This is a genomic window from Sphingopyxis sp. H115 (assembly GCF_001468465.1).
In the GTDB taxonomy this organism is placed as follows: domain Bacteria; phylum Pseudomonadota; class Alphaproteobacteria; order Sphingomonadales; family Sphingomonadaceae; genus Sphingopyxis.
In genome coordinates this window covers 106,309-126,279 of the sequence record NZ_LNSA01000008.1, presented here as the reverse complement: position 1 = coordinate 126,279, position 19,971 = coordinate 106,309, and the positions used below count along the sequence as shown (strand labels likewise).

Below are 19,971 nucleotides of genomic sequence, written 5' to 3'. Positions count from 1 at the left end.
AATCTCGCCAGCCGCATCGCGGCTTGTTATAGGCATTATATCCGCACTGACCAGCAGGAACGAGCATGAGCGATACGGGCAAGGACGACACGATCGAAACACCGAATGCCTTCATCCCGTCGCCCGAAGACATGCAGCATTGGGCCAGCGTGATCGGCCGCGCGCAGCAGATGATGCTCGAATATGCGCTGGGCCAGGCGAACGAAGGCAACGCCAGCGCCGCCGCGCTGTTCGATCCCGCCAAATGGGCCGATAATCCGGCGGCAAAGCTCTGGTCCGAACAATCGTCGAGAATGTGGGATCAGGGTGTCGCCTTCTGGACCTCGCTGGCGACGCTGAACCCGATGGCGCCGCCGGCGCCCGATGCTGCAGCGAAGGACCGTCGTTTCGCGGATCCCGACTGGAACGCCAATCCGGTGTTCGCGATGATCCGCCAGACCTATGGCCTGCTCGCCGAACAGATGCTCGCGACGACGCGCCAGCTCGACGGCCCGGACCCCTCGGCGCGTGCCAAGATGGAATTTGCCGCCAAGGCGATGGCCGACGCGATGGCGCCGACCAACCTCGCGATGACCAATCCCGAAGTCATCCGACGCGCGGTCGAAACCCGCGGCGAAAGCCTGCTCAAGGGTCTGAAGCATATGCTGACCGACCTGTCGCGCGGGCAGCTGAGTCATGTCGATCCCGACGCGTTCGAGGTCGGGGTCAATATCGCGACCACCCCGGGCAAGGTGATCCACGAGACCGACCTCTACCAGCTCATCCACTATGCGCCGACGACGAAGGAGGTCTTCACCGTCCCGCTCGTCATCTTCCCGCCATGGATCAACCGCTTCTATATCCTTGACCTCAACCCTGCGAAAAGCTTCGTCGCCTGGGCGGTCGAACAGGGCCTCAGCGTCTTCATGGTGTCGTGGAAATCGGCCGACGCGTCGATGACCGAGATCGTCTGGGACGATTATGTCGCAGCGCAGGTCGACGCGATCGATACGGTGCGCGAATTGCTCGACGTGCCGCACGTCCATACGATCGGTTATTGCGTCGCCGGCACCACGCTCGCCGCGACGCTGGCGATGCTCGCGGCACGCGAGGAGGCGGACAAGATCAAGTCGGTGACCTTCTTTACCGCACAGGTCGATTTCGAACAGGCCGGCGACCTCAAACTGTTCGTCGACGACAGTTACCTGGCCTTGCTCCAGCAACTGTCGGCGCCCGGCTTCCTCGACGGGCGCTATATGGCCGCGACCTTCAACTCGCTGCGCGGTCGCGATCTCATCTGGAATTATGTCGTGAGCAATTATCTGCTCGGCAACGACTATCCGCCCTTCGACCTGCTCTATTGGAATGGCGACGTCACCAACCTGCCCGCGAAGTGGCACCGGCAATATCTGGTCGACCTCTATCGCGACAACCGGATGGTGATCCCGAACAGCCTGTCGGTGATGGGCACGCCGATCGACCTCAGAAAGATCGAGACGCCGGCCTATATCCAGGCCGGGCGCGAGGATCATATCGCGCCGCTCGCCAGCGTGTGGCGGCTGATGGATCATCTGTCGGGCCCCAAGACCTTCCTGCTGGCCGGGTCGGGGCATATCGCCGGGGTCGTCAATCCGCCGGCCGCGGGTAAATATCAATATTGGACCGGCGACAGCGCCGCCGTCTCGCTCGACGAATTCATCGCGGGTGCGACCGAGACCAAGGGCAGCTGGTGGCCGCACTGGATCGAATGGATTTCGGCACAGGATGGCGCAAAGACCGCCACAAAAGGCGCGCGCATTCCCGGAAAAGGTGCTAAAAGGGCGATCGAGGATGCCCCCGGCCGCTATGTCAAACAGCGGTAATATCGGGAAATTATAAGGCCCGCGAGGTCGCGATCGGGAATTTTTTGTGCACTGCACAAAAATCTCTTGAAATCGCCGCACCACTCCTATATTGTGCACTGCAACATAAAGGAGTTGTCCCGATGGCTACCAAGATGGATAGTGCCGAAAAGGCTTTCGAAGCCGCGACGCTGGAAACCGCCGCCAAGCCGGTGGCTGCTCCTGCCGCTCCGGTTGTCGAAGCTGCTCCCGCAGTAAAAGCCCCGGTGCCCGCAAAGACCAAGACCGTCGCGGCGAAGGCCAAGCCGGTCCAAAAGAAAGCCGCAAAGCCGGCAGCAAAGAAGGTCGCCCCCAAGAAGGCGGCTGCAAAGACCATTGCCCCCAAGACCAAGGTCGCGCCGAAGCCGGCCGCCCTCGCCACCAAAGGATTCAAGACCATGAACGACACCGTCAAGAAGTTCGCCGACGAAGCGAAGACCCGCGCCGAAACCCTGACCGCCGACTTCAACGAAAAGGCGAAAGAAGCCATGGCGAAGACCAGCAAGCTCGCCGAAGAAGCCGTCGAATTCAACAAGGCGAACATCGAAGCGCTCGTTGAATCGGGCAAGATCGCTGCCAAGGGCATCGAAACGCTCGGCCAGGAAGGCGTGACCTTCGCTCGCAAGAGCTTCGAAGACACGACCGCCGCGCTGAAGGGCTACACCGCCGTCAAGACGCCGGCCGACTTCTTCAAGCTCTATGCCGAAAACAGTAAGAAGGCGTTCGACGCCGCCGTGGCGCAGACCTCGAAGACCAGCGAACTCGTCGTCAAGCTGACGAACGACAGCTTCGCGCCGATCTCGAACCGCGTTTCGGTCATCACTTCGAAGATGAAGGCCGCCTAAGGCGCTTTCACCTTCCAAAGTTGGCGCGGCACTTCCCCCTCCCTCCCCGCCTGCGCCGACACCCCCAAGGCCGCTCGCTTCTTCGGAAGCGGGCGGTTCTTCTTTTTTTGGGGCGCACGCCTGCCCGGCTGGCGAACAAGAGGTTAAAATCGGCGCGCGCGCCCCTTGCGCTTCGCCCGCCGCTTGCGATATTCCTACGCATGATGTTTCCAGTTTCGACCATCCAGCCGGCCCGCTCCATGGCGGAGTCAAAGAATGTCTGCGCCATGGCGGACAAGGACGAAGGCTCGCCGGGCACCCCCGGCGTCGGCATTGCGACACGCACCCGCGCCAAGGCGAAGAAGCCGTCGATGTACAAGGTGCTGCTGCTCAACGACGATTATACGCCGATGGAATTCGTCGTGATGGTGCTCCAGCGTTTCTTCAACATGGACATCGAACAGGCGACGCAGGTGATGCTGCACGTCCACCAGCAGGGCGTCGGCGTGTGCGGCGTGTTCAGCTATGAAGTCGCCGAGACCAAGGTGAACCAGGTGATGGACGCCGCGCGCCAGAACCAGCATCCGCTGCAGTGCACACTGGAAAAGGCCTGAGCTAGCCCGCTCGCGCCGCCTGCTCAGCCTTCAGTGCCGGCGACGGCTCGCCCTTCAAATCGCCATAGCCAAGCAGCGCGCCGCATCCCGGGCAGATCGTCGCCGTCCCGACGTCGGTCCCGCACGCGCGATGGAGATAGCGCATCGCCGGCCCACCCCCGGTCTCGCCATCCCGATACGCCCAGCGTTCGGCCCAGCCGCGCATCGCATAGAGTACGTCGAACAGATCCTTGCCCTTGTCGGTCAGCCGATATTCGTGGCGTAGCGGCTTCGCCTGATAGGCGTGGCGCTCGACCACGCCCTCCTTCTCGAGCAATTTGAGCCGCGCCGACACGAGCTGCGGTCCCAGCCCCGTATTCGCCGCAATCGCCTCGAAACGCCGGCGCCCGAAAAACAGATCGCGCAGGATCAGCAGCACCGCGCGGTCGCCGAGCAGTTCGGCCGAGCGCCCGACGGGGCAGAAAGTGTCCGAAAGATCCGCGCGCTTGGGCATTTTTCCAGAACTTCCCCTTCTTGGTCACATTTAGCTCTTGTCACTATGATTATCATAGTTACTATCGGGCGCAAGAGGAGAGTCGCGATGCCCAATCCCGCCGCCGTCATTATCGGAGCCGGCGACGCCACCGGCGGCGCGATCGCCCGCGCCTTCGCCGCCGAGGGCCTCACCGCCTGCGTCAACCGCCGCCCGCGCAACCTCGACCAGCTGGAGGCGCTCGCGCAGTCGATCCGCGATGCCGGCGACCAGGCCCGCGCCTTCCCCGGCGACGCGCGCGACGAAACCGACATGGTCGCGCTGTTCGACCAGGTCGAGGCCGAGGTCGGCCCGGTCGAGGTCGCGGTGTTCAACATCGGCGCCAACGTCAATTTCCCGATCACCGAAACGACCGTGCGGGTCTACACCAAGGTCTGGGAAATGGCATGCCTCGGCGGATTCCTGATGGGCCGCGAGGCGGCGAAGCATATGGCACCGCGCGGCCGCGGCACGATCATCTTCACGGGCGCCACCGCGTCGCTGCGCGGCGGGTCGGGCTTTGCCGCCTTTTCGGGCGCCAAGGGGGCGCTGCGCATGCTCGCGCAATCGATGGCGCGCGAGCTTGGGCCGCAGGGCATCCATGTCGCGCACACGATCATCGACGGCGCGATCGACACCGAATTCATCAAGGGCCGCCATCCCGATTTCGACAATGCAAAGGCGCGCGACCTCATCCTCAACCCCGATGCCATCGCCGCCAATTATGTCATGCTCCACAAGCAGCCCAAAAGCGCTTGGACGCACGAACTCGACCTTCGCCCCTGGGGAGAAAAATGGTGAGCAAAACGCTCGAGCTGATCTTCGACTTCGGCAGTCCCAACGCCTACTTGTGCATGAAAATACTGCCCGAACTGCTCGACCGGACGGGCGCCGACCTCGTCATCACGCCGTGCCTTCTGGGCGGCATCTTCAAGGCGACGGGCAACAAGGCGCCGATGATCCAATATGCCGACGCGCCCGCCAAACTCGCCTATGAAAATCTTGAGATGCGCCGTTTCATCGAACGGCATGACCTGTCCAAATTTCGGCTCAACCCGCATTTCCCCGTCAACACGCTGACGATCATGCGCGGCGCGATCGTCGCCGATGCCGAAGGCAATCTCGACCACTATGTAGGCGCAGTGAACCGGGCGATGTGGGAAGAAGGGCTCAAGATGGACGACCCGGAGGTGATCGCGGCCTTCCTGTCGGCCAACGGCTTCGACGGCGCCACGCTCCTCGCCCGCACGCAGGAGCCCGAGATCAAGGCGAAGCTGGTCGCCAACACCGAGGCCGCAGTGGCGCGCGGCGTGTTCGGCATCCCGACCTTCTTCGTCGGCGGCGAGATGTTCTTCGGTAAGGATCGGCTTGCGCAGGTCGAGGAAGCGCTCGCCTAGGCTTGCCCCGCAGCCGGCGGACGACCCGCAACCAGGATGCCGGCGACGATCAGCGCCAGCCCGGCGACATGGAACAGGTGCAGCGTCTCGCCGAGAAACAGCATGGCGAGTCCCGCCCCCATCAGCGGCATCACGTTCATATATTGGCCCGTCGCCGCCGATCCGATCAGTTCGACCCCGCGATTGAAGAAGAGATAGGCAAGGAAGGACGGGAAGACCGACACATAGGCGATGGCAAGCGCGCTCCCCGCCGCCGGAACGATCAGCCGCCCCGACCAGAGCTCGTGCAGGTAAAATGGTGCGATCAACGCGATACCGACCACCATCGACGCCGCGAGAAAGCTCAACGGATGCACCGCCGGGCGGCGGCGGAGCAGCACCGAATAGAGCGCCCAGATCAGCACCGCGCAGCCGATGGTCGCATCGCCGATGTTGAGCCGGAGCCCCAGCAATGTCGCCGGATCACCGCGCGCGATGATCGCGACCACGCCGGTGAGCGAGACGGCCACGCCCGCGATCTGGCGCGGGCTGGTGCGATCACCCATCACGACTGCGCCGACAATCAGCACGAGCGCGGGCAGCGCCGACTGGATCAGCATCGAATTTAGCGCGGTCGTGTTCTGCAAGCCCGTATAGAGCAGGATGTTGAACGACCCGATCGCCAGCGCGCCGAGCAGTGCGACGATCCTCCAGTTTGCGCGGATCGCGGGCCAGTCGCGCTTCAGATGCGGCCATGCGAGCGGCAAAAGCAGCATGAGGGCAAACGTCCAGCGCCAGAAGGACAGCGCCGCCGGCGGCACGAAGTCGCGCGCCGCACGGCCAACGATCGAATTGCCCGCCCAGAACAGCGCCGTCACCGTGAGCAGCGGATAGGCGCGCGACCAGATCGCCGCTGCAAGGCCTCCTTTGTTCGCCATGCTGTGCCGATCCCCCTTACCCAAACGCGCTCGCGTCTTCCACGGTTCGAACGAAAGATGCAATCGGGGCGGGTAACGGCTGGCGGCCGAAGGCGGCCATTCGGGCCCATTCTAACCCGTTCGCATCGAGCGAAGTCGAGATGCCCATCGGGCCAAGCGTCCCGTCGACAGGTGCCTCGACTCCGCTCGGAAAGAGGTTCGTCGGCTAGCGACCGATTGACGCCATTGGATCTGCAGGACGGATACCCCATTTTCAGACAAGATTTTGGGGTGAGTTTTGAGACTTGGAGTGGGGCAGCGCTCCGTTTTACGGCCTGTTCGTAGCATGTGTCGAGGAAACCAGCGTTTTTTGGACGCGCCATATGTTCGATGGAAGCGATGGTTTACGATGCTAAGTCAGCAAAATACGCTCGCATGGGCTCGCTCAAGGGCTTCGGCCCGCTTATAACTTTATCATTCCCGTAAATGAGAGCGCAGCCCTTTTCGGTATCGAGAGCCAGATACCAGCCAGCATAAGCATCGCCGTCGATCGGCCATGCAATCTGATTGTCGCCCATGATCTCGTAAATGTGTCCCACTTCGTGAGGATCATTTTTAAACAATCTGCGCAGGCTGGTGAGGACTTTGTTTGCGCGTAGCCTCGCCTCGACGGTTGCCAGACGCTGGCTTTGTTGGCGTTTGACAATCTCCGCTTGCTGCCGCTCCTCCTCCAGCAGGATCGCGCGCCTTGCTTCGCGCATCGGGTTGGCCGAAAACAACTGATCTAGGCGACCTTGCATGGCGCTGGTCGGGACAATCTCTAAATGAGGGAGCGACCTGATCCATGCAATTCGACGACGGAGGAAATCCTCATGATCTATCGCATACAGCCGATTGTTGAGCGCGTCGAAATCCTTGCGAAGCGGCGATGATTTGCGAAAAGCGTCATATTGTGACCGCCACTGCGAAATATCATATCCAACTTGGGGAATGAGTGCTTCAAGCTCATCGTAGATTTGCAATATTTCTGATGCGCCGCACGCCTCCAATCCAGCACGACAGGCCTCTATGTTGGGGGCCTTCCATCCAGAGTTGCTCACATAGAGATAATGCCCGTTCTGACGGACTTGCCCATAATAGTATGTAACTTGGCTGTTCCAAAGGACTTCAGGCGGAATTTCATCAGGACGCAAGCCGCCTTGTTGATGAGCAAGCGTAGTGAACTGCGACAAAGAGTCTACAGCCTCCCAGAGTTCATCCGATTCCCAGCGGGCCTGATCTACGACAATCTTGCGAATAATACGCCCTTGAGATTTGCTCCAGACCACACCGCCACCTTCGCTGAGATTGAAGGAAGTCAGTATCTCATGACGGTTACGAAAGGCTCAAGGAAGGATGATCAAAAACGGCCGTTTTCCAAACGGTACGCGGCAGAGCTGACCGTCGGGAAACCACCCCTAAGCAGCCGCGGAAGTTCAAATGCCGAACAGTTTTGCCAGCGATTTTTCGAGCATGAAGAATTGCCAGATCAACCGGCCATGGTCGCGTCTTCCCGACTGGTGCGCGGCGCTGACCTTGCTGAACTTTGGGACAATCACACGACCATCTCGCCGCCTCGAATTCAGGTTCGACCTCGGGACGATGGAAGAAAGCCATGCGGTTCGCCGCTCCGAACGACGCATAAGAAAAGGGCCGGAGTTTCCTCCGGCCCTTCCCTGAATCATCAGCGTTTGGATCAGGCGCCGGCGACGTCGGCGGTGTCGACCTTCACGCCCGGACCCATCGACGACGACAGCGCGATCTTGCGGACATATTTGCCCTTCGCACCGGCCGGCTTGGCCTTGACGATCGCATCGACGAAGGCGTCGAAGTTCTGGCGGAGCTTTTCCTCGCCGAACGACAGCTTGCCGAGGCCGGCATGGATAATGCCGACCTTTTCGACGCGGAACTCGATCTGACCGCCCTTGGCGGCCTTCACGGCTTCGGCGACGTTCGGGGTCACGGTGCCCAGCTTCGGGTTCGGCATCAGGCCCTTGGGGCCCAGCGTCTTGCCGAGGCGGCCGACGATGCCCATCATGTCCGGCGTCGCGATGACGCGGCCATAGTCGAGGTTGCCCGCGAGCATGTCTTCCATCAGGTCTTCGGCACCGACCTTGTCGGCGCCGGCGGCCAGCGCCTTTTCGGCATTGTCGCCGCGCGCGAACACAGCAACCTTGACGTCCTTGCCGGTGCCGGCGGGGAGCGTCACGACGCCGCGGACCATCTGGTCGGCGTGGCGCGGATCGACGCCCAGGTTCATCGCGATTTCGAGCGTTTCGTCGAACTTGGCCGAGGCCAGTTCGCGAACGGTCTTCAGCGCTTCGTCGACGGTGTGCAGCTTCAGCGCATCAACCTTGCCCTCGAGGGCCTTCTGCTTCTTGGTCAGCTTTGCCATGGCGTCAGCCCTCCGTCACTTCGAGGCCCATCGAGCGGGCGCTGCCTTCGATGATCTTGGTTGCCTGTTCGAGGTCGTTCGCGTTGAGATCCTTCATCTTGATCTCGGCGATTTCGGTCAGCTTCGAACGTGCGATCTTGCCGCCGCTGATCTTGCCCGGCTCCTTCGAACCCGACTTCAGGTTCGCGGCCTTCTTGATCAGGTAGGTCGCCGGCGGCGTTTTCGTGACGAACGAAAAGCTCTTGTCGGCGAACACCGTGATGATGGTCGGGGTCGGCGTGCCTTTTTCTAGGCCGTCGGTGGCGGCGTTGAACGCCTTGCAGAATTCCATGATGTTGACGCCGCGCTGACCGAGCGCCGGCCCGAGCGGCGGCGACGGGTTGGCGGTGCCAGCGGGCACCTGCAGCTTGATGTAGCCGCTGATCTTCTTGGCCATGATGGCCTCCTTTCTTTCTGTCGCCCCGGACGTATCCGGGGCTCAAAATAAGCGGTCCAACAGAAGGGCATCACCCCTTCCTCCCGCGCGGAATCACGCCCTTGTCTGACGCGAAGCGGCGCGCATAAGCGCAAACGCCGCCAAAAACAAGCTTTATGCGCCGGGCGCGGGCGGCGTGATGCGCAGCAGCCCTTCCTGCATCGCCGAGGCGATCAGCGTCCCGTCGCGGCGATAGATCAGCCCGCGGTTGATCCCGCGGCTGCCGCCCGTCCAGTCGCTGTCCATCACATAGACGAACCAGTCGTCGACGCGGATGTCGCCGTGAAACCACATCGCATGGTCGAGACTGGTCGAAAACAGCCCCGGCGTCGACCAGGTAAAGCCATGCGGCAGCAGCGACGAGGACAGGAGTCCCATGTCCGACACATAGGCAAGGAAGGCGCGGTGGAGCAGCGGATCGTCGCCGATCGGCGCCGCAAGCCGGTACCATTGATAATGGGTCGTGCCGCGTTCGGTCGACGACGGACGAAAATTGCGCGTCTCGAACGGCCGCAGCCGCGCCATCCGTTCAAGCTGCGCATCGCTGACATTCGGGTCGGCCGCCAGATTTTCGACGAGTTCGGCGCATTCCTCGGGCGGCAGCACGTCGGGCATCGGCGCCTGATGCGCGGCGCCGGGCTCAGGCGCGTGGAAGGATGCAGTGAGGTTGAAGATCACCTTGCCGTCCTGGCGCACGACGACGCGGCGGTTGGCGAAGCTGCGCCCGTCAAAGTCGCGATGAACGCGGAAATGGAGCGGCTTCGCTTCGTCTCCGCCGCGCAGGAAATAGGCGTGGAGCGAGTGCGCCGGCTTGCCCGCATCGACGGTACGCGCGGCGGCGGCAAGCGCCTGCGCGATCACCTGTCCACCGAAGATACGCTGGCGGGTGGGCTTGTCGAACGCCGGGAAAGTGAATTCGTCTTCGAGCCCCGGCACCGGGTCGAGTTCGAACAGCCGGGTCACCCCACGCACGACCTTTTCGGGTGAAAAGCTCGCCTGGATTTCGCGCACACGGTCGAGACGGGCCTGCATCTCTTCGGGAGTGAGGCTCATAGGTTCGATCCGCCGGCTGGGACGCGCCCGCAAAGGCGCGTCGCGATGTTATTTGAAGCGTTCGACCTGTTCGAAGTCGAGTTCGACCGGGGTAGCGCGACCGAAGATCGACACCGACACCTTGACGCGCGCCTTTTCGAAATCGAGTTCCTCGACCAGCCCGTTGAAGCTGGCGAAGGGACCGTCGAGCACCTTGACCTGGTCGCCGATTTCGTAATCGACGCGGATTTCGGTCTTCGGACGCGCCGCAGCCTCTTCCTTGCTGTTCAGGATGCGCGCGGCTTCGGCTTCGCTGATCGCCTGCGGCTTGCCCATCGAGCCGAGGAAACCCGTTACCTTCGGCGTGTTCTTGACAAGGTGATAGACGTCGTCGGTCATCGTCAGCTTGGCGAGGACATAGCCGGGGAAAAATTTGCGTTCGGCCTGGACCTTCTTGCCGCGCTTCACCTCGGTGACGGTCTCGACCGGCACTTCGACGGCTTCGACAAAGTCGGTCAAGCCCATGCGTTCGGCTTCGGCAAGTACCGAATCGCGGACCTTGTTCTCGAAACCCGAATAGGCGTGAATGATGTACCAGCGCGCCATATGTGTCCGTATCCTGTTCGTAGAGCCGCGGGCGTTAGCGCGCGAGCGACGTCAGCCAGCTGACGATCGCGTTGAAAACCGTGTCGACGCCAAAGAAGAACAGCGAAAGGATCGTCGTCATGATCAGCACCATGATCGTCGTCTGCACCGTTTCGCGGCTGGTGGGCCACACGATCTTGCGGGCTTCGTCCTTCACCTGATTGATGAACTGCCCGGGGCTGGTCTTCGCCATATCGATCGTCCTGTCCTTATAGCGTCTATAATCCAGGCCAGATGGGTTGCCGTCCCCCACGCGTCAAGCGCGTTTCGGGCAATAGTCCGCCCACCCTTCCCGAGCATGTCGGCGAAGGGCGGAAGGAAAACGGCGCATCTGTCCGAATGAAAGCGGCCTTTACTTGCGCGGCGCGGCGATTGCAAGAGCGGCCGTCCGACCGATTTCGCGCTGCATCAAGAGCAGCAGGCCGGTCATCACGATCCAGCTCGACGTCGGCAGGAGGGCGAAGAGCAGGTGCAGTTCGCGCGCCGCGGCCTTCCCGTTTTGCGGATCGAATCCGACGAGGTCGAGCGCGGCATAGCTGACGGCGATCGCGGCGGCGACGCCGAACTTTTGCATCAGGTTGAGCAGCGCGAAGAGAAAGGCCGAACGACCGCGCCCGCACCGTTCGGCATCGCGCGGGATCAGGTCGGCGAGCATCGAATAGGTGAAGAGCAAGCCGACGAAACCGGTGCCCAGTGCGAGCGAAAAGCCCGCCGCCTGCCCCAGTCCGCGCGGTTCCTGCGCGAGTGTCGCGACCAGCAGCCCGGAAATCAGCAGACCCATCCCGATCATCATCGGCGGCTTTCCGAACCGGCGCGCCAGCAGCGTCCAGACCGGCGACGCCAACGCCCCGCCGACGAAGCTCGCAAAGAGCAGCACCGCGCTCTGCCCGTCGAGATCGAGCACCGCCGCGGCAAAGAATATGAACAGCGAAGTGAGCGATCCGAAGGCGAAGCTGTTGAGGAACTGGACGCCGAGCAACAGCATCAGCGGCGGAAAGGACAGCGACACGCGGATTTCATGCCGCCAGCCGATGCCGTGTTCGGCGACAACCGCACGCGGCGGGACGCGGCGGATCGCGACCAGCGCGATGGGCACCATCAGCAGGAATAGGCTGGCATAGGCCATGATCCGCCCCTGCAATCCCACGCCCGGGAACAGCAGTTGCGCCGCCGCCGGCGCCGCAAACGCAAGGATCAGCGCGATCTTCGCAAACCAGTCGCGCATGCCATAGAGAAGCGCACTATCCGCGGGGGATCGCACGAGCGCCGACCCCCATGACAGCTGCGCGACCTCGTAAAGGCTGTAGCTCGAATAGAAGAGCACCATCATCAGAAAGAGCGCGGCAAACGGTAGCCGGTCGCCGACCGTCACCAGCGCGAATAGCAGCAGCGACAAGGGAAGCAGCGCCAGCAGCATCCAGCGCCGGTGAGCGCCGAGGCCCGTTCGCACGCGGTCGACCATCGTACCGATCAGCGGATCGACGACCCCGTCCCATATCGTCGTCAGCGAAAAGAGCAGCCCGACGAGCGCCACCGGAATCGTCCCGCCCGCCGCGATATAGGGCGGCAGGTAGACGCTGAACGGCAGGCCGAGGATCACCGTCGGCCCCGCGGTCGCGGCATAGGCGGCCACCGTCCGCGCACGCAGGGCGGATGTTTCGCCGGCCGGGGCGGCCGATGGCAGGGCGGTGCTGGCCAGGATGCGACACTCTCGAAACGGAGGCCGCAAGTTTTCAGCTATTTACAGTTATGTCAACAGGCTGATGGTGTGCAGATGCTGGCGCGTTTCCAACGAGCGGCGCATGATTTTAATCACCTACCGAATCTGGAAATGCGAAAGGAACGGCTGGAGCCGCCAGTCGATCTGTTCGGCGTCCAGCCATTCGACCTCGATCCCCATCAACGTATTCAGCATCGAGTCGCCGACGACGATATCGAAAAACAGGCGCGCGGCGGCGTCGGGGCGGTCGATCGCGGCCTTTCCGGTGGCCGCCCATTCGGCGAACAGATCGATCAATTCCTCCAGCGCGGGCACGTGGAGGTCGAGGTAGATTTGCATTGCGAATTCATGGTCGCGTAAACTTTCGGATATCAGCATCCGCATCAGCGCCACGGCGTGCGGCGATTCCATCAGCTCTTTCTGGCGATGCGCGTAGCGTTTCAGGATTTCGACGCTGGACAATCCTTTCGTCGCGTCGTCGTCGAGCGACCGGAGCATCGCTTCGTCGCACCAACGCGTCGCGATCGCACGGAGCAGCCCCTGCTTGTTACCGAACAATTCGTAGAGCGTGGCGAGCGAGCCTCCGGACCGCTTGACGATTTCGGCGAGGCTGGTGCGTTCATAGCCCTGTTCGAGAAACAGCGACTCCGCCGCGTCGAGGATCGCGCTTTGCCGCCGTGCGCGCGGCGACAGCCTATCTATTTGACATATATCCGATTCCGGCATGACCAATTTTGGACCCTCTCTCTTGCTCTTTTCTGTAATTTAAATTACACGGCGCCTCAGCGCAAGCTTTTGCGTATATACAACTCCCGCACAACTGCGATTTTTCAGGGGTCCTTATGAGTCGCTATCGTCCTCTCGGCTGCGCCGCCGGCGCCGCGCTGGCCCTTTTGCTGGCTTCCTGCTCGTCGGAAGCGCCACCCGCGCCGCCGCCGCCCGAGGTGAACATCGTCACGATCCGGACGCAGACCATCCCGAACGTGATCGAACTGCCCGGACGCGTGCAGGCCTATCGCACGTCCGAAGTCCGCGCCCGCGTCAACGGCATCGTCGAGCGCCGCCTGTTCGATGAAGGCAGCTTCGTTCGCGCCGGGACCCCGCTGTTCCGGATCGATCCGCGCGAGCTGATCGCCACCGCCAATGCCGCGCGTGCGCAGCTCGCGCGGGCCCAAGCGACCGCCGCCAATGCGCGGCAGGTCGTCGGCCGCTATCAGCCGCTGCTCGCCGACCAGGCGATCGGCAAACAGGAATATGACGCTGCAGTGGCCGCACAGCGCACCGCCGAGGCCGATGTGCAGCAAGCGCAGGCGAACCTGGAATCGGCGCGCCTCAACCTCGGCTATGCGTCGGTCACGGCGCCGATTTCGGGCCGCGCCCGCCGCGCCGAGGTCACCGAAGGCGCGCTGGTCAGCGCCGGGCAAGGCACGCTGCTCACCACCATCGAGCAGATCGACCGCGTCTACGTCAATTTCGGCCAGTCGAGTTCGGACCTGCTCGCCACCCGCCGCGACATGGGATCGGGCAAGGTCAGCGCGCCGCAGCTCGAACGCGTCGAAGTCCAGCTGATCCTCGAGGACGGCACCGCTTTTCCGGTCATCGGCCATCTCGACTTCCTCGACCTGTCGATCGACGAGGCGACGGGTACTGCGGCGCTGCGCGCCGAATTCCCGAACCCCAATTCGGCGCTCTTGCCCGGCCAGTTCGTGCGCGCGCGCATTTTTGCCGGCAACCGCGCCGACGGCGTGCTGGTCCCGCAACGCGCGGTCAAGCTGGCAGCCGACAATGCGAGCGTGATGGTGCTCGACGCCAAGAATGTCGCAACCCCGCGCCCGGTCAAACTCGGTACGATGGTCGCGGGCCAATGGGCGATCCTCGACGGGCTGAAACCCGGTGACCGCGTGATCGTCGATGGATTGCAAAAGGTGCAGCCCGGCCAGCCTGTGCGCGTCGCGCAGCCCAAGGGAACCGCCGCGACCCCCGCAGCAAAGCGCTGATCCGATATGACCCCCCGCTTCTTCATCGACCGGCCCATCTTTTCTTGGGTCATCGCCATTGGCATCCTCCTCGCCGGGATCATCGCGCTGCGCAGCCTGCCCGTAGAGCAATATCCGTCGGTCGCACCGCCGTCGCTGACGATCGGCGTCACCTATCCGGGCGCCGACGCCAGCACGCTCGAACAAAATGTTACGCAGGTCATCGAGCAGGAACTGAACGGGGTCGAGGGCTTCCTCTACATGGCCTCGACCAGTGAATCGAACGGCACCGCATCGATCACCCTGACCTTCGAGGCGGGAACTGACATCGACAATGCCCAGATGGAGGTGCAGAACCGCCTGCGCCGCGTCGAGCAGCGTCTGCCGGAAGATGTGCGCCGCCAGGGCATTTCGGTCACCGAGGCCAATTCAGGCTTCCTTTTGATCGTCGCGATCACGTCGAAGAGCGGCAATACCGACCCGATGGAAGTCAACAATTTCGCCAACACGCGCGTGCTCGACGAGCTCCGCCGCGTGAACGGCGTCGGCAACGTCCAGGCGTTCGCCCCCGAATATGCGATGCGCATCTGGCTCGATCCGCAGAAGCTCGCCTCCTATAATCTCTCCGCCGCCGAAGCGCTGGGCGCGGTGCAGGAGCAGAACAGCCAGACGCCAGGCGGCCAGCTCGGCGACCAGCCGATCGCCAAGGGAGCGCAACTCAACGCCGTCATCACGACGCAGGGCCGCTTCACCAAGCCCGAGCAGTTCGAAAGCATCATCCTGCGCGCCAATCCCGACGGGTCGGCGGTGACGCTGGGCGACGTCGGGCGGGTCGAACTGGGCGCGGCGAGCTATCTCTTTTCATCCGAACTCAACGGCAAGCCGATGGCGGGGCTCGCGGTCCAGCTGACCCCGGGGGCCAACGCGCTATCCACCGCCGAGGGCATTCGCGCGCGGATGACCGAGTTGTCGAAGGGCTTTCCGCCCGACATCACCTGGTCGATTCCCTATGACACTACGCCCTTCATCAGCCTGTCGATCGAGGAAGTGGTGAAAACGCTGGGCGAGGCGATGCTGCTCGTCTTCCTCGTCATGTTCCTGTTCCTCCAGAACTGGCGCGCGACGGTGATCCCGACGGTCGTCGTGCCGATCGCGCTCGCGGGCGCGTGCCTCGGCCTGTGGATGTTCGGTTTCTCGATCAACGTGCTGACCTTGTTCGGCATGGTACTCGCGATCGGCATCCTCGTCGACGACGCGATCGTCGTGATCGAGAATGTCGAGCGCATCATGAACGAGGAACATCTGTCGCCCTATGAGGCAACGGTGAAGGCCATGGGGCAGATCACTTCGGCGATCATCGGCATCACGCTGGTGCTGATCGCGGTATTTATCCCGATGGCGTTCTTTCCCGGATCGACCGGCGGTATCTATCGCCAATTTTCGATGACGCTCGCGATCTCGATCGCCTTTTCGGCGCTGCTCGCGCTCACGCTGACCCCGGCGCTTTGCGCGACGCTTTTGAAGCCGCACGACAATAGCGAGCGCAAGGGCCGGATTGGCGCCTTCTTCGACCGCTTCTTCGGCCGCTTCAACGATTGGTTCGGCCGCACGACCGACCGGTACCAGGGCGGCGTCGGCAAAATGCTGGCGGCTCCGCTGCGCTGGCTCGGCGTGTTCGTCGCGATGGTCGCGGTGACGGCCTTGTTGTTCTTCCGCCTGCCGGGATCGTTCCTGCCGCAGGAAGACCAAGGCTATCTGATCACCGTCATCCAGGCGCCGCCAGGCGCGACGACGCAGCGCACCAACGAGGCGACGAAGCAGGTCAAGGCCTTCTTCGCCGAACAGCCGCAGGTCGCCAATGTCGTGTCGGTCAACGGCTTCAGCTTCTTTGGACAGGGTCAGGCGAACGCGATCATGTTCACGCCGCTCAAACCCTGGGACGAACGCACGGGCGATGGCGACAGCGCCGATGCGATCGCCGGCAAAGCGATGGGCACCTTCATGGGGATCAAGGAGGCGTTCGCCTTCTCGCTGAGCCCGCCGTCGATTCCCGAACTCGGCACGTCGAGCGGCTTTACGTTCAAGCTGCAGGATCGCGGCGGCAATAGCCGCGAAGCGCTGGTCGCTGCGCGCAACCAGATGCTCGGCGGTGCGATGCAGAGCAAGCTGCTCGCCAATGTCCGCCCCGAGGGACAGGAGGATGCGCCCGTGCTGAAGGTCGATATCGACCGCATCCAGGCGCGCGCGCTTGGCCTGTCGATCGGCGACGTCAACGCGACGCTCGCGATCAGCTTCGGCAGCGCCTATGCCAACGATTTCACCCGCGAGGGCCGGGTGCTGCGCGTGCTGCTCCAGGCCGATGCAGCGAGCCGCATGACCCCACAGGACGTGCTCGACCTGCGCGTGCGCAGCGCGAACGGCGACATGGTGCCCTTCGGATCGTTCAGCAAGGCCGAATGGTCGGCCGAAGCCCCGCAGCTCCAGCGTTATAACGGCTATCCCGCGATGACGATTTCGGGCGAACCCGCGCCGGGCCAGTCGACCGGCGAGGCGATGGCCGAGATGGAGCGGCTCGCGTCGCAGTTGCCCGCAGGTTTCGCCTATGAATGGACGGGCATTTCGTACGAAGAAAAACAGTCGGCGGGCCAGATCGGCATGCTGCTCGGCCTGTCCCTCGTGGTCGTCTTCCTGCTGCTCGCAGCGCTTTACGAAAGCTGGTCGGTGCCGGTCTCGGTGCTGCTCGTTGTGCCCTTGGGCGTGCTCGGCGCGGTGCTGTTCTCGATGTTGCGCGGGCTTTCGGCGGACATTTATTTCAACGTCGGGTTGATCACGATCATCGGGCTGGCGGCGAAGAATGCGATCCTGATCGTCGAATTCGCGATCGAGCAGGAGGCCGAGGGCAAGTCGACGCTCGACGCGGTGATGGAAGCGGTCAAGTTGCGCCTGCGTCCGATCATCATGACCAGCCTCGCCTTCATCCTCGGCATGGTACCGCTGGTTATCGCGAGCGGCGCGGGCGCGGCCAGCCGCATCGCGGTCGGTTCGGGCGTGATGGGCGGGATGATCGCCGCGACGTTGCTCGGCATCTTCTTCATCCCGCTCTTCTATCTGTCGGTGCGCAAATGGCTCAGCCGCAAGCGCCCCCCTGCCCCTACCGAGAAAGGCCATCATGAGGAACCCGGCCATGCGTAACCTGATCGCGCTGCTCGCGGCGACGACGCTTGCCGGATGCGTCAATATGGCGCCCAAGCACGAGCGTCCGCCGCTCTCGACCGCCGCCGACTATCCGGCCGAATTCGCGGGCGACATAACGCTGGGGCAGCGGGCGACCGACGTCGCATGGCGCGACTTCTTCGCCGACCCGCAGCTTGAGGTGCTGGTCGAACAGGCGATCGCGCGCAACCGCGACCTCGCCGTCGCGGTCGCGCAGATCGAGGAAGCGCGCGGCCTCTATCGCATCCAGGGCGCCGACCGCCTGCCGACCGTCGGCGCGAGCGCCGACGCGACACGGACGCGCGGGCCCTCGCTGACCGGCCCGGGCACCGACACGACGAACCGCTATTCGGTGGGTGTCGGCGTGACCTCGTTCGAGCTCGATTTCTGGGGGCGGGTCAAGAATCTGTCCGAGGCGGCGCGCAGCCAGTATCTTGCGACCGAGGCGGCCGAACGCGCGTTTCGCCTGGCGCTCGTTCGCGACGTCGCCTCGACCTATTTCTCGTCGCGCGGCGCCGAGGAGCAGATCGAGCTCGCCGAAGCGACGGTGACGAGCCGCAAGGAAGGGCTGCGCATTGCCAAGCGCCGCCTCGACGCCGGCGTGACCTCGGCGCTCGATTATCGCCAGTCCGAAACATTGCTGACGCAGGCCGAGACGCAGCTTGCCAGCCTGAAGCTCGGCAAGGCGCAGGCCGACAATTTCCTCGCCGTGCTGACCGGTGGCCCGGTGACGGGCCCCCTGCCCGCGCCGCTGCCGCTCGTCGCTCAGGGACAGTCGCCGACGCTGACCGCAGGCCTGCCGTCGGACCTGCTCGTCGCGCGTCCCGACATCGTCGCGGCCGAAGAACGGCTGCGCGCTGCCCGCGCCAATGTCGGTGCGGCGCGCGCCGCCTTTTTCCCGTCGATTTCGCTGACCGGCAATCTTGGGTTCGCGTCGGGGTCGCTCGACAATCTGTTCAGCGACGACGGTTTCGGCTGGAGCTTCGGTCCGTCGATCAGGCTGCCGATCTTCGATTTCGGGCGCAACAAGGGCAATCTGACCGTCGCCGAGGCGCGCGAGAATATTGCGGTCGCAACTTATGAACGCACCGTGCAGGGCGCGTTCCGCGAAGTCGCCGACGCGCTTGCCGGGCGCCGTTATCTTGCCGAGCAGGTCGAGGCGCAGGAGCGCGGGACCGAAGCGACGCGCCGCATCGCCGACCTTGCGCGCAAACGGTATCGCGAGGGGGTCTCGACCTATCTCGAAGTACTCGACGCCGAACGCAATCTGTTCGCGTCGGAACAGACGCTGATCGAACTCCGCCGGGCGCAGGTCGACAATCTGGTGACGCTCTATGTCGCGCTCGGCGGCGGGCTGGTCGAGCGCCGCTGATCGCGGCACCCGGCCGGTTCAACGCGCCACCGCCATCGCGGGCAGCCCCGATCCGGCGTTCGCCAGTTCGCGCTCGGCCTGCGTGAAGCCATAAGCGGGGACGATCGCACCATCGCGGTCGGAAACCGCGTTCCAATGCTGGACGAGTTGCTCGCCCGCATCGGCGGCGGACCCGATATAGCGTCCTTCGGACAGCGTGACATCGGCGGCCGCGAAATGGCCGGCCCCGGCGCAGAGGATCGCGCGCGTCGGCGCATCGTCGCCGACGAGCGCGAGCAGGCCAGGGCTGACCAGCGCCGGATCGAGCAATGCGAGGCTGGCGTCCGACAGCACGCCATGCGTCATTTGCGTCGCCGCGGTAGGCGCGAGGCTGTTGACGCGGATACCATATTTCTCGCCCTCGATCGCCAGCGTCTGCATTAGCCCGACGAGGGCCATCTTGGCGGCACCATAATTGGCCTGCCCGAAATTGCCCCACAGCCCCGACGACGAGGTCGTCATGACGATGCGGCCATATTGCTGCGCGCGCATCACCTCCCACACCGCCTTGCAGCAAATGGCGGCGCCCATCAGGTGGACGTCGACGACGATGCGGAAATCGTCGATGCTCATCTTCGCGAAACTCTTGTCGCGAAGGATGCCGGCATTGTTGACGAGGATGTCGATCCGGCCCCAAGCATCCTGTGTCTCGCGGACCATCGCGCCCACCGCCGCCTCGTCGGTCACCGAAGCCGCAATCGCCAGCGCCTCGCCTCCCTGCCCGACGATCTCCGCTGCGACCTGCTCGGCGGCGGACAACGCCAGGTCGTTCACGACAACGCGCGCGCCGCGACTTGCGAGATAGAGGGCGTGGGCGCGGCCCAGTCCGCCGCCCGCACCGGTGACGACGGCGACCCGGCCCCGCAGCGGCAATGTCTCATTTCCCATATCAGCCTCCATTCACTCTCTAGTGAGTTAATATTGTGACTAAGCGAAAGGCGAAAGAACGCTCACGCTCCTCCGC

At 63.5% G+C, this 19,971-nt stretch carries 20 protein-coding genes; 8 read left to right on the top strand and 12 right to left on the bottom strand.

Annotated features, from left to right (window positions below):
- Nucleotides 1–65: 65 nt before the first annotated feature.
- The 3 genes from ATE71_RS08040 to clpS all read left to right on the top strand — a co-directional run bounded on the left by ATE71_RS08040 (nt 66) and on the right by clpS (nt 3,297).
- The gene (locus ATE71_RS08040) at nt 66–1,841 is read left to right on the top strand and encodes a PHA/PHB synthase family protein (protein ID WP_058802945.1); all 1,776 of its coding nucleotides are present in this window, start codon (nt 66–68) and stop codon (nt 1,839–1,841) included.
- A 122-nt stretch (nt 1,842–1,963) separates the two neighbouring features.
- Nucleotides 1,964–2,704, top strand: coding sequence for a phasin family protein (locus ATE71_RS08035; RefSeq protein WP_058802944.1), 741 nt, complete (start codon nt 1,964–1,966; stop codon nt 2,702–2,704).
- Between the two features lie 266 nt (nt 2,705–2,970).
- Nucleotides 2,971–3,297, top strand: a complete 327-nt coding sequence (gene clpS / locus ATE71_RS08030; RefSeq protein WP_152998696.1) for an ATP-dependent Clp protease adapter ClpS — start codon at nt 2,971–2,973, stop codon at nt 3,295–3,297.
- Nucleotide 3,298: 1 nt separating this feature from the next.
- On the opposite strand, the gene ATE71_RS08025 is transcribed toward clpS, so the two are convergent.
- Nucleotides 3,299–3,790, bottom strand: a complete 492-nt coding sequence (locus ATE71_RS08025; RefSeq protein WP_058802942.1) for a winged helix-turn-helix transcriptional regulator — start codon at nt 3,788–3,790, stop codon at nt 3,299–3,301.
- A gap of 87 nt (nt 3,791–3,877) precedes the next feature.
- On the opposite strand from ATE71_RS08025, the gene ATE71_RS08020 reads away from it, so the two are divergent.
- Together ATE71_RS08020 and ATE71_RS08015 are read left to right on the top strand one after the other, a co-directional pair.
- A complete protein-coding gene (locus tag ATE71_RS08020) occupies nt 3,878–4,609 on the top strand; it encodes an SDR family oxidoreductase (protein ID WP_058802941.1) in 732 nt (243 codons plus the stop codon).
- Nucleotides 4,603–5,205: a 2-hydroxychromene-2-carboxylate isomerase gene (locus tag ATE71_RS08015; protein ID WP_058802940.1), complete on the top strand. Its 603-nt coding sequence runs from the start codon at nt 4,603–4,605 to the stop codon at nt 5,203–5,205. Before ATE71_RS08020 ends, ATE71_RS08015 begins: the two co-directional genes overlap by 7 nt.
- Here the strand turns inward: ATE71_RS08015 and ATE71_RS08010 are convergent.
- From ATE71_RS08010 to ATE71_RS07970, 10 genes are all read right to left on the bottom strand, one after another.
- Nucleotides 5,202–6,122 (bottom strand): DMT family transporter, encoded by a 921-nt coding sequence (locus tag ATE71_RS08010; RefSeq protein WP_058802939.1) that lies wholly within the window; start codon nt 6,120–6,122, stop codon nt 5,202–5,204. The two genes, ATE71_RS08015 and ATE71_RS08010, sit on opposite strands and share 4 nt — an antisense overlap.
- Nucleotides 6,123–6,505: 383 nt before the next feature.
- A complete protein-coding gene (locus tag ATE71_RS08005) occupies nt 6,506–7,429 on the bottom strand; it encodes a hypothetical protein (protein ID WP_152998689.1) in 924 nt (307 codons plus the stop codon).
- A 147-nt stretch (nt 7,430–7,576) separates the two neighbouring features.
- A complete protein-coding gene (locus ATE71_RS23035; RefSeq protein WP_268801415.1) occupies nt 7,577–7,699 on the bottom strand; it encodes a hypothetical protein in 123 nt (40 codons plus the stop codon).
- A gap of 137 nt (nt 7,700–7,836) precedes the next feature.
- Entirely contained in the window at nt 7,837–8,535 is a 699-nt protein-coding gene (rplA, locus tag ATE71_RS08000) for a 50S ribosomal protein L1 (RefSeq protein ID WP_058802937.1), read from the bottom strand.
- 4 nt (nt 8,536–8,539) lie between these two features.
- A complete protein-coding gene (gene rplK / locus ATE71_RS07995) occupies nt 8,540–8,971 on the bottom strand; it encodes a 50S ribosomal protein L11 (protein ID WP_058802936.1) in 432 nt (143 codons plus the stop codon).
- A 153-nt stretch (nt 8,972–9,124) separates the two neighbouring features.
- Nucleotides 9,125–10,063 (bottom strand): acyl-CoA thioesterase, encoded by a 939-nt coding sequence (locus tag ATE71_RS07990; RefSeq protein ID WP_082665140.1) that lies wholly within the window; start codon nt 10,061–10,063, stop codon nt 9,125–9,127.
- Nucleotides 10,064–10,111: 48 nt separating this feature from the next.
- Complete coding sequence (nusG, locus tag ATE71_RS07985) at nt 10,112–10,648, bottom strand: transcription termination/antitermination protein NusG (RefSeq protein WP_058802935.1); 537 nt, start codon at nt 10,646–10,648, stop codon at nt 10,112–10,114.
- A 34-nt stretch (nt 10,649–10,682) separates the two neighbouring features.
- Nucleotides 10,683–10,880, bottom strand: a complete 198-nt coding sequence (gene secE / locus ATE71_RS07980; RefSeq protein WP_058802934.1) for a preprotein translocase subunit SecE — start codon at nt 10,878–10,880, stop codon at nt 10,683–10,685.
- A gap of 159 nt (nt 10,881–11,039) precedes the next feature.
- A complete protein-coding gene (locus ATE71_RS07975; protein WP_058802933.1) occupies nt 11,040–12,320 on the bottom strand; it encodes an MFS transporter in 1,281 nt (426 codons plus the stop codon).
- A 183-nt stretch (nt 12,321–12,503) separates the two neighbouring features.
- The gene (locus ATE71_RS07970) at nt 12,504–13,133 is read right to left on the bottom strand and encodes a TetR/AcrR family transcriptional regulator (RefSeq protein ID WP_058802932.1); all 630 of its coding nucleotides are present in this window, start codon (nt 13,131–13,133) and stop codon (nt 12,504–12,506) included.
- 116 nt (nt 13,134–13,249) lie between these two features.
- Here ATE71_RS07970 and ATE71_RS07965 point away from each other — a divergent pair, with 116 nt between their 5' ends.
- Genes ATE71_RS07965 through ATE71_RS07955 form a run of 3 tightly spaced genes read left to right on the top strand, consistent with a single transcriptional unit; the run spans nt 13,250 to nt 18,968 of the window.
- Nucleotides 13,250–14,404, top strand: coding sequence for an efflux RND transporter periplasmic adaptor subunit (locus ATE71_RS07965; protein WP_058802931.1), 1,155 nt, complete (start codon nt 13,250–13,252; stop codon nt 14,402–14,404).
- A gap of 6 nt (nt 14,405–14,410) precedes the next feature.
- Nucleotides 14,411–17,575, top strand: coding sequence for an efflux RND transporter permease subunit (locus ATE71_RS07960; protein WP_058802930.1), 3,165 nt, complete (start codon nt 14,411–14,413; stop codon nt 17,573–17,575).
- A complete protein-coding gene (locus tag ATE71_RS07955) occupies nt 17,568–18,968 on the top strand; it encodes an efflux transporter outer membrane subunit (protein ID WP_082665138.1) in 1,401 nt (466 codons plus the stop codon). Before ATE71_RS07960 ends, ATE71_RS07955 begins: the two co-directional genes overlap by 8 nt.
- A gap of 18 nt (nt 18,969–18,986) precedes the next feature.
- On the opposite strand, the gene ATE71_RS07950 is transcribed toward ATE71_RS07955, so the two are convergent.
- Nucleotides 18,987–19,895, bottom strand: coding sequence for an SDR family NAD(P)-dependent oxidoreductase (locus tag ATE71_RS07950; protein WP_201022931.1), 909 nt, complete (start codon nt 19,893–19,895; stop codon nt 18,987–18,989).
- Between the last annotated feature and the right edge of the window lie 76 nt (nt 19,896–19,971).

Coding starts and splice junctions, on each gene's coding strand:
- ATE71_RS08040 (WP_058802945.1), top strand. CDS start 66: ATGAGCGATACGGGCAAGGACGACACGATCGAAACACCGAATGCCTTC.
- ATE71_RS08035 (WP_058802944.1), top strand. CDS start 1,964: ATGGCTACCAAGATGGATAGTGCCGAAAAGGCTTTCGAAGCCGCGACG.
- clpS (WP_152998696.1), top strand. CDS start 2,971: ATGGCGGACAAGGACGAAGGCTCGCCGGGCACCCCCGGCGTCGGCATT.
- ATE71_RS08025 (WP_058802942.1), bottom strand. CDS start 3,790: ATGCCCAAGCGCGCGGATCTTTCGGACACTTTCTGCCCCGTCGGGCGC.
- ATE71_RS08020 (WP_058802941.1), top strand. CDS start 3,878: ATGCCCAATCCCGCCGCCGTCATTATCGGAGCCGGCGACGCCACCGGC.
- ATE71_RS08015 (WP_058802940.1), top strand. CDS start 4,603: ATGGTGAGCAAAACGCTCGAGCTGATCTTCGACTTCGGCAGTCCCAAC.
- ATE71_RS08010 (WP_058802939.1), bottom strand. CDS start 6,122: ATGGCGAACAAAGGAGGCCTTGCAGCGGCGATCTGGTCGCGCGCCTAT.
- rplA (WP_058802937.1), bottom strand. CDS start 8,535: ATGGCAAAGCTGACCAAGAAGCAGAAGGCCCTCGAGGGCAAGGTTGAT.
- rplK (WP_058802936.1), bottom strand. CDS start 8,971: ATGGCCAAGAAGATCAGCGGCTACATCAAGCTGCAGGTGCCCGCTGGC.
- ATE71_RS07990 (WP_082665140.1), bottom strand. CDS start 10,063: ATGAGCCTCACTCCCGAAGAGATGCAGGCCCGTCTCGACCGTGTGCGC.
- nusG (WP_058802935.1), bottom strand. CDS start 10,648: ATGGCGCGCTGGTACATCATTCACGCCTATTCGGGTTTCGAGAACAAG.
- secE (WP_058802934.1), bottom strand. CDS start 10,880: ATGGCGAAGACCAGCCCCGGGCAGTTCATCAATCAGGTGAAGGACGAA.
- ATE71_RS07970 (WP_058802932.1), bottom strand. CDS start 13,133: ATGCCGGAATCGGATATATGTCAAATAGATAGGCTGTCGCCGCGCGCA.
- ATE71_RS07965 (WP_058802931.1), top strand. CDS start 13,250: ATGAGTCGCTATCGTCCTCTCGGCTGCGCCGCCGGCGCCGCGCTGGCC.
- ATE71_RS07960 (WP_058802930.1), top strand. CDS start 14,411: ATGACCCCCCGCTTCTTCATCGACCGGCCCATCTTTTCTTGGGTCATC.
- ATE71_RS07955 (WP_082665138.1), top strand. CDS start 17,568: ATGCGTAACCTGATCGCGCTGCTCGCGGCGACGACGCTTGCCGGATGC.
- ATE71_RS07950 (WP_201022931.1), bottom strand. CDS start 19,895: ATGGGAAATGAGACATTGCCGCTGCGGGGCCGGGTCGCCGTCGTCACC.